This window comes from Kushneria indalinina DSM 14324 (assembly GCF_003385845.1).
GTDB lineage: Bacteria > Pseudomonadota > Gammaproteobacteria > Pseudomonadales > Halomonadaceae > Kushneria > Kushneria indalinina.
The window spans coordinates 708,331-722,987 of sequence record NZ_QRDJ01000008.1; the positions used below are offsets into that span (position 1 = coordinate 708,331).

A 14,657-nucleotide genomic window follows, 5' to 3' on the forward strand; every position below is an offset into this window, starting at 1 on the left:
GCCGCTTTTGCGGCCCCTTTCTCTTTTGAAACATGCCCGTGCGGCCCTTCATGAGGATATGAAAAGCGAATGAATCACTGGGATGTAGTGATCATCGGTGCTGGTGCAGCAGGCATGATGTGCGCCCTGCAGGCCGGTTATCGCGGCAGGCGCGTGCTGTTGCTCGATCACGTCAAGCGCCCCGGCAAGAAAATACTGATGTCAGGGGGCGGGCGATGCAATTTCACCAACATGGCCACCGCCCCGGGTCATTTTTTCTCCCGTAATCCGCATTTCACCATTTCTGCGTTAAAGCGCTATACGCCGGCCGATTTCGTGGAAATGGTGGAACGTCACGGCATCGAGCCAATCGAAAAGGCACCGGGTCAGCTATTTTGTGCCGACTCCAGTCAGCCCATCGTGGATATGCTTTTGACCGAGTGTCAGTGGGCCGGGGTGGAGCTCAGACTGTCGACATCCGTCGAGCATGTCGACGTCGCGGAAGAGGGCGTCGAGCTCGTGACATCAACAGGTCAGATCCTTGCTGACCGGCTGGTCGTGGCGACCGGCGGTCTTTCCATTCCGACACTGGGTGCCACCGGATTTGCCTATGACATTGCACGTCAGTATGGCCTTGACGTCATTACACCTCGTCCGGCGCTGGTGCCATTGACACTGGATATGCCGTGGAAGGAGCGCATGGCAGCGCTATCAGGTGTTTCGGCATCGACCATCGTGCGATGTGGTGAAGCTCACTATCGTGACGCGACGTTATTGACGCATCGCGGCCTCTCGGGGCCTGCCATTTTGCAGGCATCGAGTCACTGGCAGGGCGGTAAAGAGATCCACATCAACTGGTTGCCTGAGGTGGATGATCTGTCTGCCACGCTCAAGGGAGTGCGACAGGATGCTCCCAAAAGAACGCTGGGCGGCTGGCTGGGCGAGCATCTGCCCAAAAGGCTGGCGCAGGCACTGGAAGAGTGGCTGGGACTTTCCGGCATCATGGCGGATTACAGCAACCAGAAGCTTGAAACACTGTCCAGACAGATCACGGACTTTACGATCAAGCCGGCAGGAACCGAGGGATGGCGTACGGCAGAGGTCACCATCGGGGGCATTGACACCCGCGCCATCTCGTCAAAGAGTTTTGCCGTGCAAAACCGACCAAGACTGCACTTTATTGGGGAGGCCCTTGATGTGACGGGGCAGTTGGGAGGATTCAACTTTCAGTGGGCGTGGGCTTCGGGGTATGCCTGTGCGCAGGCTCTTTAAGGCCTGCACACAGGAAAACGCCAACCCTGAAACAACATGATCATGGCTAGCGGCCGATCATCTTTTTGGCACGTCGCGCCATCGTATAAACAACAACGGAGCGCTTGAAAAGTCGGCCCACGCGACCCTTGTTACGTGACAGCATGGTCACGAGAAGCCCTGAGCCCAGCAGGATCGGGCCCTTGTAACGGGCAAGCTGCTGCCATCCCTGATCGATCGGCGCCGTTGATTCACGCCAGTCACGCACGGCGCCGGCTATCTGAAGGCGCTCCTGTATGATGCGCTGTTCAAAGCGATGGCGCCGGGCTGCCAGTTCATTTTTCTTCATGCCGTTCTCCCACACGGGTGTGGTCGATACGCGTTTGATCCAGCAGTTCCTTGTCTTCACTAAAGCGTGCAAGCGTTGAACGCAGCAGACTTGGTTCACGCGAGATGGCGCGTACACGTAGCGATACCAGAAGTCCTGACAGAATCAGTACTGCAGCTGCGATGCCGATCGCCATCAGGCGGTGATCCTGCCAGAAGGCCACGATGATCAGCAGCATCAGCATGCCGATGCCAAAGGCAAACAGCAGCAGGGCAATGCCTGCCAGCAGAAGCAGCGAAAAAAGCCTTGCGCGTTCTTCCTGAAGCTCGATAACAGCAAGACGCAAGCGCGTCTCGCCGGTATCCAGAAGGTTTTGTAGAAGACGCCGCGCGGCCAGGATAACGCGTTCGGCTGGGCCGCTACCGGAAGACATTAGCTGCGACCGAGAATCAGGCCTACCACGACACCCATCGCTGCGCCGTAGCCGACACTTTTCCAAGGGTTGCTGCGTACATACTGGTCAGCACACTCCATGCTGTCCTGCGCCTGATGGCGAACACGCTCGCCGCTGGCCGACAGGCGTTCCCGGGTCTCTACAAGTTTGGCTTCTGCGCGTTCACGAAGGCGGGCAACATTTTCGCGAGAGTCATCGGCAGTAGCGTGCATCAACTCCTCGATCGTGCCCGAAAGTTGACGCAGATCCTCGCGCAGTTGCTCCTGACTGTCGGTGTCATTATCCCTGATAGGCTTCATGGCCATGCTACGTCCCTCCGTTGACAATAAGATTGCATTTTTATCATAGCAGCCTGGGCGTTGGCATCAACGTAAAGACATTATGTTTTGATTAACGCTTCAAATGGTGTCCGGTATACCCAGAAACGACGTGTTAAGTGAAAAGCCAATACCGATCCGGCGATTGTAGTGATTGTAATCAATCATGCTTTCACCGTAGCCCTCATAATACTGCACCAGACCCCTGATCTTGCCATGGAGCGGAAAGGAGTAATCCAGCTGATTGCCGAAATGGCCCTTGGCGGGATTGCCGCGGGTCAGCAGCGTGATTTCGTGCTGATTGTCGAACAGATAGCCCACCGTAACATCGGCGTATCCGACATAGTCTTCGATATCAGGGTTGTCATCGTTGCTGCTGGATTCAGGAATACGCCAGAAGGGCGCTACGGACAGTGTCAGGTTGCCCTTTTGCCAGATGCTGTCCAGATAGATTCGGTTCCAGCTGCGCGACAGCGGGTCGGAACGACCATTGGATTGATGCAGCAACCCGACCCGGTTGGCCGTATTGTTCCAGCCGGCCAGGTCATAATCGTTGTCAAAGCTTATAAAGACTTCCGGCTCATAATTGGTCTCACGAAAGGGAGACGAGGCGTCAGCGTTATAGGCCTGCCACCACGAGCGCTGGGTATAGGCGAAATAGAGATCACCGTTGTCGCCAAAGATGTTGTCCAGAATACCCACCTTGACGCTGAACTGGAATTTCACTTCACCCCGATCAACGCCGGCCTCGTCGATCTCATTGAAGTTTTCGGCATTGGGACGGCTGTTGTAGGTGTAGGGCATCAGATAGTTGCGCTTGTACACCGTAATGGCCACGGGATTCATCATGGCCTGACGCTCCAGCGCCTGACGATCGCGTTCTCTGCTGAGCGTGTCATCGCCGTCGGTATCAGCATGTGCCAGGGGAGTGAACATCAGCGTGCATGGCAGCAGGGCCAGCAACAGACGTTGAACACAATGAGTCATAGAGATCCATTCCAGAGGTGACAGACGTCATGATGAGCTTATCATGGCGCCCTGAATTCGGCATGCCCCATGATGGGGCAGGCCCTGCCGAGATGACCGTCATTATCGGCAGTCTCGGGTAGCGTTTTAGTTATTTCCTCGTGGATCGATATTATGTCTACGCGAGAAGTTCTAATCCAGAGATCTTCATTCATGTGAGGTATGGCCAGCGTGGTAGCCCCCGTCACGGACTCGGTGCACCGAGGCATGCTGTTTTTAATGGTATTGATGCTGTGGCTGATGACGCCTTGGGCGATGGCCGGTGAGCAGGACATACCGTCTCGCCAATCCATCGATGAGCAGATCGGTCAGATCGAAGGCAATGACCCTCAAAGCGCAGCCGATCAGCAGGCGCTGGAAACGCTGAACCAAACGCGTGAAGCCCTTGAGGCGCTGGAAAAGACGCAAAAGGAACAGGCAGCGCTTGAAGATCGGGTCAATCAGGCCGATCGGCAGCGGCGTCAGTATCAGAATCAGCTGCAGGGACTGGAAAGCGATCGGGCGCTGGACAGCGAGGCACTGGGAAGAAGCTCGCTTGAGCAGATCGAGCAGCGACTGGGCAGCACCGTCGAGGATCTCCAGCGCCAGCAGGAACAGCTCAGTGAGGTCACGCGTGCTCTGATCAGCGCCCAGACCCTGCCGGAGCGGGTACAGGCCACCATCAGCGATGCGCGTCGCGAGCAGCAGCAGCTGGGCGACTCACTCGATTCAGGCGATGGCAATGCGCCGAGCAGTGAGCGGCGACAGCTGGTCAATACCCGCATGGCGCTGCTGGAGGCCAGCATCGAGCTGGGCCAGCGTCAGCTGGCCAACAGCACGATATTGCGTGACGTTAACCAGGTGCATCGAGAGCTCCTGGCGCGCCAGATCGATATCAACCAGAACGCGCTGCTGGTGCTGCAGGAAGCGATCAATCAAAAGCGTCGGGACGCCTCCGAGCAGGCCATCGCCGAGGCGGCCCACGTGGGGGAAAGTGATCGGGTCAGTAATCCGGTGGTGGACGAGGCGCGAGCGCAGAATCAGGCGCTGGCCCAGGAGCTTTTGCGCACCACGGATCGCGCCAATACGATGATTCGCGATGGCATCAATACCCGTGCCCGGCTCGAGCAGGTGCGTCAGGTGGAGCGCACGCTCAATGAACAGATCCAGGCCCTGCGGGGCAGCCTTTTGCTGTCACGCGTGCTGCGCCAGCAGCGTGGTTCGCTGCCGGATGTCGAGAATCAGCGCAGCCTGCAGGAAGAGATCGGGGATCTGCGCCTGCGTCAGTTTGATGTCGGCCAGTCGCGCCAGGCACTGACCAATCCGGCGCGCTATATCGAGGAGCATTCTGACGTCGAAAAACCCCTGCCACCCCGGGCTCGCCAGGCACTGTTACAGACCCTGGAGATGCGTCGGGACCTGCTTGATCAGCTCGACAGGGAATATGGCAACCTGCTGAGCCGGGCCATTGATGTGCAGCTCAATCAGCAGCAGCTTCTGGATATCAGTCGTTCGGTGCGCGACACCATCGAAGAGCAGCTGTTCTGGGTCGCCAACGGGCAGCCTCTGGGACTGTCGTGGCTTGGTGACCTGCCGGAACGCCTTGGGGAACAGCTGCTGGGCGGGGAGTGGCTACAGACCCTGCGATCGCTATGGGCACTGCCCTCGCCACAAGCACTGCTGGCAGCCCCCTTATTGATTGTGGCCGGGCTGATGGCCTTTTTTCGCCGCCGCATCAAGGCCTATCTATTGGAGCTGCACAATCAGATCGGCCGCCTCAAGCGGGATACGCAGCTTCATACGCCCCGGGCGATCGCGCTCAACCTCGTTCTTTCATCAACCCTGCCTCTGATCCTGCTGGCGGCGGGTATTGCCCTGTGGCTGGGCGGGGAAGGGTTTGCCATCTCGCTGGGACGGGCGCTGCTGCAGCTGGCGCTCGCCCTGCAGGTCTTTGGTCTCATCCGACGGCTTCTGGTGCCTGACGGGGTGGCAATGCGCCATTTTCACTGGCCTGCGCCCTATGTCGATCGACTGCGGCGCAATATCTTCTGGCTGGGCTGCAGCGTGGCGCCGGTCGTGGTCGTGGCCAGTATCGCCGAACAGGCCGATAGCCGGCTGGCCGAGCAGCCATTGGCGCTTCTGGTCATGCTGGCGGGACTGATGGGCATGAGCGTTTTCATGCTGCGCCTGATTCTTGCCCACGTACCATGGATGGGCGTGCGTCTTTTCCGTCTGCTGCTGGGGATTACGCTTGCCATGGTGCCGCTGGCGCTGATCGGCATGATCCTCTTTGGCTACGAATACACGGCGCTGCGTCTGTGTGGTCGCTTTATTCTGACGCTCTATATTCTGGCGCTGTGGCTTCTGGTCGAGGCCAGTGTGGTGCGGGGGCTGGCGGTGGCCGCCCGGCGCCTGGCCTATCGTCGCGCCGTCACGCGCCGTCGCGCTCAGGGGCGTGACGGTGCTGCCGAAAGCGGTGTGGAGCTTGTCGAGGAGCCGCCGCTGGACATGGAGCAGGTCAATCAGCAGTCGCTGCGCCTGTCCAAGCTGATCCTGTTTTTGATCTTCATCAGCGTGCTGTATCTGGTCTGGGCCGACCTGCTGGGTGTGCTCTCCTATCTCGATAACGTCAGCATCGGCCAGATCGAGGAGGGCGATGCGGCAGGTGGTGCTGTCAATGTGGTCACGCTGGCGGATGTGATGACCGCCCTGATTATCGTCGGGCTAATGGTGATCATGGCGCGTAATCTGCCGGGGCTTCTGGAGGTCATGGTGCTCTCCCGGCTCAATCTCAAGCAGGGCAGTGCCTATGCCGTCACCTCACTGCTGTCCTATACCATTGTCGGCGGCGGTATCGTGGCCGCTCTGGGCACGCTGGGCGTGACCTGGGACAAGCTGCAGTGGCTGGTGGCGGCGCTTTCGGTGGGTCTGGGTTTCGGTCTGCAGGAAATCTTTGCCAACTTCATCTCGGGTCTGATCATCTTGTTCGAGCGGCCGATCCGGATTGGCGACACCATTACGCTGGGCAACCTGCATGGCACGGTCAGCCGGATTCGTATCCGGGCCACCACGGTGACGGATTTTGATCGCAAGGAGATCATTATCCCCAACAAGACCTTCGTCACCGATCAGCTGATCAACTGGTCACTGACCGACAACATCACGCGCGTGGTGCTGACCTTCGGGGTGGCCCATGGCACCGATCTCGACCTTGCCCACCGCATCCTGCGGCGCATTGCCGATGAGCATCCCAAGGTGCTGGTCGATCCCGAGCCGCAGGTGTTCTGCATGGCCTACAGTCAGGACGCCTTCAACTTCGAGCTGCGGGTGTTCGTCAACGAGCTGATCGACCGGCTTGTGGTGACCGATGAGATCAACCGCCGGGTCGATGCCGAGTTCCGGTCCAACGGCCTGCGCGTGGCGTTCCAGCAGATGGATGTCTGGCTGCACAACGAAGAGGGCGAGAAGCGTCTGGTGCAGCAGAAGGCGACGCGGGACGGTCGCCCGTCACCGCATGCCAGCAGCGCTCACGATGGCGATCCGGGCGACGCTTCGCCGGGCGATGCCACGCCCGGCGAGCTGCCCTGATTGACCTCAGCAAGAAGCGCGTGTGGCGTGCATCAAAAACTCCCGATTACCGTCACCGCCGGTGATCGGGCTGTCGCCCCAGTAGTGCAGGCTGAACCCGTTCTGCGCGCAGCATGTGCGCAGGCGCGTCTCGACCTGATCAAAGTGGCGCGCATCGCGCACGATGCCGCCGCTGCCAATCTGCTCGGGGGAAAGCTCGAACTGTGGCTTGACCAGGCTGAGCAGGTGCGCGCCTTTGGATAACAGTCGGGCCAGCTCGGGCAGGATCAGCGTCTGGGAGATGAACGATACGTCCATGACGGCGCCAGCCAGCCCCTCGGGCGCCAGCGCCAGAATTCGGTCATCCGGCAGGTTGCGGGCGTTGATGCCCTCCAGACAGTGCACCCGCTCATCCTCGCGCAGCAGCGGATCCAGCTGATCATGGCCGACCTCGATGCCGATCACGCGCGCGGCGCCATGCTGGAGCAGGCAGTCGGTAAATCCGCCCGTCGACTGGCCTACATCCAGCAGGGTCAGCCCCTGAGGCGATAGGCTGGTGGCGTTGAGAAGCGCCTCGAGCTTGAGCCCTGCGCGTGAGACGTAGCGCTCCTCGGGATCCTCCACCACATGAAAGCGACTCTCTTCCGGCAGTTTCTCGCTGGGCCGGGTCAGGGTGCGCGGCTGGCTATCGCCGATCAACTGTACCCGGCCGTGGCGAATCAGACGCTGGGCGCGCGTGCGTGAACGGACCAGCGCCTGGGCGACCAGCAGCTGATCGACACGTAACATCCTGCTCATGTTTCTGTCCTGCAATACAAGAGGTGGTGGCCGTGCCGAGCGGCACGGCCCTTCAGACAGCCTATTCTACCTCGCCTTCAACGGCCTGCGGGACGACAGCGTCACCAAGGGTGAAGATCGTCTGCCAGCGATGAAGCAGCGCTTCGCGCTTGAGCGGGTCGATCAGGGCCAGTAGGCCCGGCGTCAGTTGAATGGGCTCCAGCGATTCGTTGGTCTTCGCGGGGTCCTTGTGGGCCAGCAGCGGGCTGCCCAATGGCGTCCGGGAGGTCATGATCTGCTGGCCCTGTCTTGACGTAATAAAGCTCAGAAAGCGTCGGGCCGTTTCGGGGTGCGGGGCCGTGGTTGGAATCAGGGCCAGTCTCTGCAGCGCCAGTGCGTAATCGGTGGGCACCTGCAGCACCAGTTCAGAATGTTCGCGTACGACGCGACGGGCGTAGGAGCCGATCAGGTTGTAGCCGATCAGATAGCGCCCCTCGATCAGCCCTTCGAGCATGGCTGTCGTTGAATCAAGCAGCTGCGTATCGGCTGCCCCCATGGCCTCGAACAGCCCCCAGGCCTCCTGTGAGCGCGCCATGTCCTGAGCCACCGCCATGAAGCCGGTCGGGCTTCGCGCCGGATCGTAGGTGGCCACGCGCCCTGCCAACGCCGCGCTTTCCTGATTCAAAAGCGCCAGCAGGCCTGCGTGGTCCACGGGCGGCGGTGCAATATCGGCAAGCTCGCGGCGATAGACCATCACCAGTGGTTCATGGGTCAGCCCGATCAGCTCATCACGCCAGCGAGCGCTCTCCGGCCAGGCAGGGTTGATGACGCCGCGGCCCAGCGGCTGGGCGTTACCGCCGTTGGCCAGTTGATACTGCTGCGCCATGGCCGAGGACATCAAAAGATCGACGTCGGCCGGTATCCCGGCAGACGGCTGGCGAGCGCCGCGCGAGGCGTCGCGATAGTTCAGCGTGATCTGCGGATAGCGCTGATGGAAGGCCTCGAGCACCGGATGCAGGACATCGGCTTCCACCACACCCTGAATGTTGAGGCGCTCGCTGCCGCTGCCGGGGAAGTGACGCTGGCCCGGCGATGAGACGGGAGGTTCCTCGGCGCCGGCCGTCGTCGCGAGGGCCAGCACTATCCCGATGACCACGATGCGCTGCAGGGTCCTGAAAAGCCTCGGCATCAGGAGGTTTCTCCGGGCAGATGCAGACCGATCATGAAGCCACCTTCCGGCCGGCGATGCATGATCATGTGGCCGCCGTGGGCTTGCGCCACACCATCGGCAATAGCAAGCCCCAGGCCGCTACCGCCGCCCTGTGCCTGATCGCTGTGAAAGGGGCGCAGGGCATCGGCCTGAGCCGAGTCGCTGATACCCGGGCCATCATCCTCGACATACAGCACTCGGCCGGCGGCATCGATGCCCACGGTGACACGGCTGCGGGCGTGGCGCAGGGCGTTGTCGATCAGATTGCTCAGGGCCTCTTCAACCTGCCAGCGGTCGGCATCGACTGACAGGGGCGGGCAGTGTTCGGCCAGTCCCAGATCGATACCGCGGCTGTCAGCGGTGGGCAGAAAGCGGATCAGCGATTCGCGGGCCAGCGTGTCCAGCGCCACCGGTGCCCGCGCAAGGGGTGCCTGCGGGGAGTAAAGGCGTGTCAGCGATAAAAGCTGCTCGGCCAGACGGGTGGCCCGACGCGTGCCGGTCTGGATCTCGTGCAGGGCCTGCTGCCAGCGATTCGTGTCATCACTTCTAAGGGCCAGCTCGGCGCTGGCCGCGATACCGGCCAGCGGCGTGCGCAGCTGATGAGAGGCGTCGCCAATGAAGCGCTGTTCGTGAACGCGTACCTGACGCTGGCGGGCCAGCAGGGCGTTGAGGGCGGCGAGAAGTTCTTCCAGTTCGCGCGGTACGGTCACATCAATCGGGGAGAGATCGTGTGCCGTGCGGGCCTTGAGCCGTGTACGCAGGTCTTTCAGCGGACGCAGGGCCAGGCGCAGGGTCATCACCAGCCCTGCCAGGGCCAGCACCACGATGCCGGCCAGACGCAGGCTGCTGTCGCGAAAAAGCTGCCAGGTCATGGCGCGTCGCGCCTCCAGCGTATGGGCCACCAGCAGGGTATAGGGTTCGCGGTGGTGCCAGCCGGTCAGGCGGGCGCCCAGTGCGCCGACGCGCAGCGATCGGCCGTTGAGAGTCGCCGGGCCGGCCTGAAAGGCACCCGGTGCGGGCAAGGGTGCCATCAGTGCTGCGAGATCGGCATTGCCACTGACGGGGTTGCCCTCGTGATCGACGAGCGCATAAAAGACGCGTTCGTCGCCGTGTGGTGCCAGCATGTTCAACGCCGAGGCGGGCACATCAAACCAGAGGCGATCATCGCGCCAGCCCACGTGGTCGCTCATGACCTGGGCCGCCGACGCCAGCAGACGATCATGGGCGCGGTCGGCGCTGCGCTGTGCGCTGTACCAGGACTGAAGCAGCAGCAGGATGCAGGTGAGCAGCAACAGCAGGGCGAGCCCGCCCAAAAGGCGCCGATGAAGGCTGGGTGCGGACGTCATGGCTCAGCGCAGTTCCAGACGATAGCCCATGCCACGCACGGTACGAATGTGAAGGTCGCTGCCTTCAAGACGCCGGCGCAGGCGGTGTACATAAACCTCCAAGGCGTTGTCACGCAGGGTGTCGTCACCACCAAAGGCCTCGGACATCAGATCGGCGCGGCTGATGATCTGCTCGGCGTGGCGCAGCAGACAGGCCAGCAGGCGCTGCTCGCGGGTGGGAAGTTCCAGTGCCGTGCGGTTCAGCTCAAGGCGCTGGGTGGGCACATGCAGCACCAGCTGTCCCAGCGCCAGTGTGTCAGGGGCAGCCGGTCGTGCGCGGCGAAGAAGCGCACGTACCCGGGCCTCGAATTCGCTGAGCGAGAAGGGCTTGGTCAGATAATCATCGGCGCCCAGATCCAGCCCCGCCACACGATCCTCCACCGAGGCGCGCGCCGTCAGAATCAGCACGGGGGTGCGGGTATCGTGCCGGCGCAGCGTGGTCAGCACATCAAGGCCGCTGCGCCAGGGCAGGTTCAGATCCAGAATCACCAGATCGAGCTTTCGGGGTGTGGCGAGGTGATCGCAGGCGTGATCACCGCGTGTGATGACCTCCAGCTGATCGTCATGGTCACGCAGCAGGGTTTCAAGAGTCTGTGCCAGCAGCACGTCATCCTCGATGAGCAGTAGCGCCATGAAGGCTCCGCAGCAACAAAACGGAAAGGGCGTCAGTCTACCCTGGACGACCCACCCATCACGACTGTCCTGATCATGTAGCGGCATCGCTTGCGATGAGGGAAGTCATGCTGCTACCATGCGCGCTCGGTTGATCGGGGGCTGGCCAGCGGCCGGCAGATAACATGCCCTGACATCCGGTGATGGTGACCCTCGATGGTCCTCTCGCAACGCGATATCGCGAACCCCGCCAGGCCCGGAAGGGAGCAACGGTAGTGATGGATGCGTGTGCCGGGATGTGGCTGTTGAGGGTCGCCACCCTTTCCTGAAAGTGATCCTCCTCGTATTACCCTTTCCGATGACGACTCCTGGTCGGCAATCCTGTGCTGTGTCGTGTGTTTCCCCTTGCCTGGCAATGCGGTCCCGCAGGGCTGACGTCGTGACCGATGGCAGGGATTGATTGGCGCGTGTGCGCTCAGTCGATAGAATGGGCAGCCTATCCATCCAATCGACGACCCTTTCCATGCGTCGACACTCCACCGCTTTGATTACAGGCTATAGCGCTGCATGAGCTATCAGGTACTGGCCCGCAAATGGCGGCCGCGCACATTTCACGAGCTGATAGGGCAGGAGCATGTCAGCCGTGCGCTGGTCAACGCGCTTGACCAGGGGCGATTGCATCATGCCTATCTGTTTACCGGCACGCGCGGGGTGGGCAAGACCACGCTGGCCCGCATTCTGGCCAAATGCCTGAACTGTGAAACCGGCGTGACGTCACTGCCGTGCGGCCAGTGCCGGACCTGTCAGGACATCGATCAGGGACGTTTTGTGGATCTGATCGAGGTGGATGCCGCCTCACGTACCCGCGTTGAAGATACCCGCGAACTGCTCGATAACGTCCAGTATGCGCCCACTCAGGGGCGCTACAAGGTGTACCTCATTGACGAGGTGCACATGCTGTCGACGCACAGCTTCAATGCGCTGTTGAAAACGCTGGAAGAGCCGCCTCCGCACGTACGTTTTCTGCTGGCGACCACCGACCCGCAAAAGCTGCCCATCACGGTGCTGTCGCGCTGTCTGCAGTTTGCCCTCAAGCGCATGACCCCTGAGCGCATCGTCGATCATCTCGACCACGTGCTCACCCAGGAGCAGACCGCCTTTGATGCTGCGGCCCTCTGGTTGCTGGGACGCGCGGCTGATGGCTCCATGCGCGATGCCATGTCGCTGACCGATCAGGCCATTGCCTTTGGCCACGGTGAGGTGCGCGAAAACGATGTCATCGCGATGCTCGGCACCCTCGATCATCGCCAGATTCTGGCGCTGGCCGAGTCGCTGGCAGGCGGTGACGCCGCCGATGTGCTGGCGCGCGTGGCCCATCTGGCCGAGCAGGGCCCGGACTTTGCCGGGGTGCTGGATGCCCTGTGCGGTGTCTTTCACCGTCTGGCGATTGCACAGATGGTGCCGGCCGCGCTGGACAACGCCCAGGGCGATCGCGAGGCGCTGGTCGCGCTTGCCGCCCATTTCACGCCCGAGGATGTGCAGCTCTACTATCAGATTGCGCTCAACGGCCGGGGCGACATGGACAACGCACCGGAGCAGCGAACGGCGCTGGAGATGACGCTGCTGCGCATGCTGGCCTTCCGACCCCAGGGGGCGCCTGCCCCGGAACACAAGCCGCTGCCGATCCAGGGCGCTGCGTCGTCGACGCCACCGACCAGTCACGAAGAAAGCGCATCTTCGCAGGCGGCGCCTGCCGATGATGCTGCCGTGTCGGATAGCGCGCAGGCGCAGGCCCCGGAACGGAGCGAGCCGGCCGAGGCAGAGCCATCGGCCTCGGCGGCACCTGCCGAACCGTCAGACCCGGTTGAACCTCCGGTTGCCCCTGCACCGGCGCCGCCCTGGAATGATGATGATGCCGCTGTCTCGCTGGCAGATGCTGCCGAGAGTGCTGCCTATGGTGAAGCGTTGCAGGCAGAAGCAGGTGAAACTGCCCCTGCCGATACCGTTCAGCCAACGGTCGTCCCGGACGAGCCGGAGGTGGCGGATACGCGTCAGGCGCTCTTTGGTGCCGCGCCTGCCGCCGATGATGAGCAGGACGATGCGCTTGATGAGTACATGAACGAAGCGGTTGGCGATAATGCCGCCGGGCAGGCCAGTGCGCTGGAGGCGATGGTTGATGGCCTTTCGGGCGAGTCATCGCCGGAGACGCTGGAGGCACCAGAAATGCCGGCGCCGGATAATGAGACGGCATCCGAGGGTGCTCGCGCTCTGCCGGTCGAGGCGGATCACACGCCGATCGACAACGCTCGCTGGCTCGAACTCTTTCCCGGGCTGGGGCTTTCCGGCATGACGGGCAACCTGGTGGCCAACTGCGTTGTCCGCCATGATGACGGGGAACAGCTTGGCATGTGGCTGCATCATTCCCAGAGTGCCATGAATGCAGAAGTGCATCGCGAGCGTCTTGAAAAGGCACTGGCGGCGCGTGGCCTGTCACGCCGGGTGTCCATCGAGGTAGGGGAGATCGATGAACAGATCGAAACCCCGGCACGCCGCCGTGCCCGCCTCGAACAGGCGCGATTGCAGCGCGCCATTGAAGCCTTGCGTGATGACCCGCATATTCAGTCCCTGCAGGACGTTTTCGGTGCCCGGTTGCTGGAGCGCAGCGTCACCTCGTTCGAGCAGGATAATGCTGGCGGCGGCAACTGAACGTACCTATCGATAACGGTTTGACTCAACGGCTCTCGAGGGAGGCAATCATGATGAAAGGTGGCATGGGTAACCTGATGAAGCAGGCTCAGGAAATGCAGGACAAGATGCAAAAGGTGCAGGAAGAAATTGCTGACACCGAAGTGCATGGTGAGTCCGGTGCCGGCATGGTCAAGGTGACCATGAACGGTCGCCATGATGTCACATCGATCGAGCTCGATCCGGCCATCATGCAGGAAGAGAAGGAATTTCTTGAAGACCTGCTGGCAGCGGCAGTCAACGATGCGGTGCGCAAGGTGGAAGTCAACTCGCGCACCCGGATGGAAGAAGTCACGGAAGGCATGAACCTGCCGCCCGGCTTCAAGATGCCGTTCTAGGATAGATATCATTCATGGCGACATTTTCACCGCTGATCGATCGTTTGCTCGAAACGCTGCGGGTGCTGCCGGGCGTCGGCCCACGCACCGCGCAGCGCATGGCCTTTCATCTGCTGGAGCGTGACCGCGAGGGCGGACGCCGGCTGGCGGAGGTGCTGGGCGAGGCGCTTGAGAAAGTGGGCTACTGCGAGCGCTGTCGTAACCTGACAGAAAGCCAGCAGTGCAGTATCTGCGACGATGCGCGCCGTGATGATCGCGCCCTGTGTGTGGTGGAGTCTCCGGCAGACCTTCTGGCCATCGAGGAGGCCGGCGGCTTTCACGGCCGCTATTTCGTGCTGCATGGGCATCTCTCGCCCATCGACGGCATTGGCCCGGGCGATCTGGGACTGGATCAGCTTGAAGCGCTGGTGCACCAGCGACAGATCGAAGAGCTGATTCTTGCCACCAACCCGACTGTGGAAGGTGAGGCCACCGCGCACTATATCGCCGAGCAGCTTCGCGCACTGGGCGTGCGCTGTTCGCGGCTGGCCTACGGTGTCCCCATGGGGGGCGAGCTCGAATACGTGGACGGCGGGACGCTGTCGCGTGCTTTCATGGGGCGCCAGCCCTTTGGCGAGCAGGGCTAGCAACCGATGTGATGACGCTCACCCCTGCAGGCACGAACATCATGGATGCGACAAGCCGCTGTG

The 14,657-nt window shown here is 61.6% G+C and carries 13 protein-coding genes and 1 other RNA gene; 6 read left to right on the forward strand and 8 right to left on the reverse strand.

What is annotated here, in order from left to right; all coding sequences use genetic code 11:
• Window positions 1-69 precede the first annotated feature (69 nt).
• On the forward strand, window positions 70-1,251 hold the full coding sequence (locus C8D72_RS14205; RefSeq protein ID WP_115855062.1) for a BaiN/RdsA family NAD(P)/FAD-dependent oxidoreductase: 1,182 nt from the start codon (window positions 70-72) through the stop codon (window positions 1,249-1,251).
• A 46-nt stretch (window positions 1,252-1,297) separates the two neighbouring features.
• On the opposite strand, the gene C8D72_RS14210 is transcribed toward C8D72_RS14205, so the two are convergent.
• From C8D72_RS14210 to C8D72_RS14225, 4 genes are all read right to left on the reverse strand, one after another.
• On the reverse strand, window positions 1,298-1,579 hold the full coding sequence (locus tag C8D72_RS14210; RefSeq protein WP_115855063.1) for a YqjK family protein: 282 nt from the start codon (window positions 1,577-1,579) through the stop codon (window positions 1,298-1,300).
• Window positions 1,566-1,991 (reverse strand): phage holin family protein, encoded by a 426-nt coding sequence (locus tag C8D72_RS14215; RefSeq protein ID WP_115855064.1) that lies wholly within the window; start codon window positions 1,989-1,991, stop codon window positions 1,566-1,568. The genes C8D72_RS14210 and C8D72_RS14215 overlap by 14 nt, the downstream gene beginning before the upstream one ends.
• Window positions 1,991-2,317 (reverse strand): ElaB/YgaM/YqjD family protein, encoded by a 327-nt coding sequence (locus tag C8D72_RS14220; RefSeq protein WP_115855065.1) that lies wholly within the window; start codon window positions 2,315-2,317, stop codon window positions 1,991-1,993. Before C8D72_RS14220 ends, C8D72_RS14215 begins: the two co-directional genes overlap by 1 nt.
• A gap of 93 nt (window positions 2,318-2,410) precedes the next feature.
• The gene (locus C8D72_RS14225) at window positions 2,411-3,316 is read right to left on the reverse strand and encodes a phospholipase A (protein ID WP_115855066.1); all 906 of its coding nucleotides are present in this window, start codon (window positions 3,314-3,316) and stop codon (window positions 2,411-2,413) included.
• A 210-nt stretch (window positions 3,317-3,526) separates the two neighbouring features.
• On the opposite strand from C8D72_RS14225, the gene mscK reads away from it, so the two are divergent.
• Window positions 3,527-6,922 (forward strand): mechanosensitive channel MscK, encoded by a 3,396-nt coding sequence (mscK, locus tag C8D72_RS14230; RefSeq protein ID WP_245955271.1) that lies wholly within the window; start codon window positions 3,527-3,529, stop codon window positions 6,920-6,922.
• Between the two features lie 6 nt (window positions 6,923-6,928).
• Here mscK and C8D72_RS14235 read toward each other — a convergent pair whose 3' ends face one another.
• The 4 genes from C8D72_RS14235 to C8D72_RS14250 all read right to left on the reverse strand — a co-directional run bounded on the left by C8D72_RS14235 (window position 6,929) and on the right by C8D72_RS14250 (window position 10,906).
• On the reverse strand, window positions 6,929-7,690 hold the full coding sequence (locus C8D72_RS14235) for a TlyA family RNA methyltransferase (RefSeq protein WP_115855067.1): 762 nt from the start codon (window positions 7,688-7,690) through the stop codon (window positions 6,929-6,931).
• Between the two features lie 70 nt (window positions 7,691-7,760).
• On the reverse strand, window positions 7,761-8,867 hold the full coding sequence (locus C8D72_RS14240) for an ABC transporter substrate-binding protein (RefSeq protein ID WP_115855068.1): 1,107 nt from the start codon (window positions 8,865-8,867) through the stop codon (window positions 7,761-7,763).
• Window positions 8,867-10,234: a sensor histidine kinase gene (locus C8D72_RS14245; RefSeq protein ID WP_115855069.1), complete on the reverse strand. Its 1,368-nt coding sequence runs from the start codon at window positions 10,232-10,234 to the stop codon at window positions 8,867-8,869. Before C8D72_RS14245 ends, C8D72_RS14240 begins: the two co-directional genes overlap by 1 nt.
• Window positions 10,235-10,237: 3 nt before the next feature.
• Window positions 10,238-10,906 carry a response regulator transcription factor gene (locus C8D72_RS14250; RefSeq protein WP_115855070.1) on the reverse strand — a complete coding sequence of 223 codons (669 nt, stop codon included), beginning with the start codon at window positions 10,904-10,906 and terminating at the stop codon, window positions 10,238-10,240.
• 193 nt (window positions 10,907-11,099) lie between these two features.
• Between C8D72_RS14250 and ffs the strand changes: the two genes are divergently transcribed.
• From ffs to recR, 4 genes are all read left to right on the forward strand, one after another.
• An RNA gene (ffs, locus tag C8D72_RS14255) (signal recognition particle sRNA small type) lies at window positions 11,100-11,196 on the forward strand.
• A gap of 256 nt (window positions 11,197-11,452) precedes the next feature.
• Window positions 11,453-13,591 (forward strand): DNA polymerase III subunit gamma/tau, encoded by a 2,139-nt coding sequence (gene dnaX, locus C8D72_RS14260; RefSeq protein WP_115855071.1) that lies wholly within the window; start codon window positions 11,453-11,455, stop codon window positions 13,589-13,591.
• 50 nt (window positions 13,592-13,641) lie between these two features.
• Window positions 13,642-13,968, forward strand: a complete 327-nt coding sequence (locus C8D72_RS14265; RefSeq protein ID WP_115855072.1) for a YbaB/EbfC family nucleoid-associated protein — start codon at window positions 13,642-13,644, stop codon at window positions 13,966-13,968.
• 14 nt (window positions 13,969-13,982) lie between these two features.
• Window positions 13,983-14,594 carry a recombination mediator RecR gene (gene recR, locus C8D72_RS14270; RefSeq protein WP_115855073.1) on the forward strand — a complete coding sequence of 204 codons (612 nt, stop codon included), beginning with the start codon at window positions 13,983-13,985 and terminating at the stop codon, window positions 14,592-14,594.
• Window positions 14,595-14,657 lie beyond the last annotated feature (63 nt).

Bases quoted from the DNA above. Each gene is read 5' to 3' on its own strand.
- C8D72_RS14205 (WP_115855062.1), top strand. From the start codon at position 70: ATGAATCACTGGGATGTAGTGATCATCGGTGCTGGTGCAGCAGGCATG.
- C8D72_RS14210 (WP_115855063.1), bottom strand. From the start codon at position 1,579: ATGAAGAAAAATGAACTGGCAGCCCGGCGCCATCGCTTTGAACAGCGC.
- C8D72_RS14215 (WP_115855064.1), bottom strand. From the start codon at position 1,991: ATGTCTTCCGGTAGCGGCCCAGCCGAACGCGTTATCCTGGCCGCGCGG.
- C8D72_RS14220 (WP_115855065.1), bottom strand. From the start codon at position 2,317: ATGGCCATGAAGCCTATCAGGGATAATGACACCGACAGTCAGGAGCAA.
- C8D72_RS14225 (WP_115855066.1), bottom strand. From the start codon at position 3,316: ATGACTCATTGTGTTCAACGTCTGTTGCTGGCCCTGCTGCCATGCACG.
- C8D72_RS14235 (WP_115855067.1), bottom strand. From the start codon at position 7,690: ATGTTACGTGTCGATCAGCTGCTGGTCGCCCAGGCGCTGGTCCGTTCA.
- C8D72_RS14240 (WP_115855068.1), bottom strand. From the start codon at position 8,867: ATGCCGAGGCTTTTCAGGACCCTGCAGCGCATCGTGGTCATCGGGATA.
- C8D72_RS14245 (WP_115855069.1), bottom strand. From the start codon at position 10,234: ATGACGTCCGCACCCAGCCTTCATCGGCGCCTTTTGGGCGGGCTCGCC.
- C8D72_RS14250 (WP_115855070.1), bottom strand. From the start codon at position 10,906: ATGGCGCTACTGCTCATCGAGGATGACGTGCTGCTGGCACAGACTCTT.
- dnaX (WP_115855071.1), top strand. From the start codon at position 11,453: ATGAGCTATCAGGTACTGGCCCGCAAATGGCGGCCGCGCACATTTCAC.
- C8D72_RS14265 (WP_115855072.1), top strand. From the start codon at position 13,642: ATGATGAAAGGTGGCATGGGTAACCTGATGAAGCAGGCTCAGGAAATG.
- recR (WP_115855073.1), top strand. From the start codon at position 13,983: ATGGCGACATTTTCACCGCTGATCGATCGTTTGCTCGAAACGCTGCGG.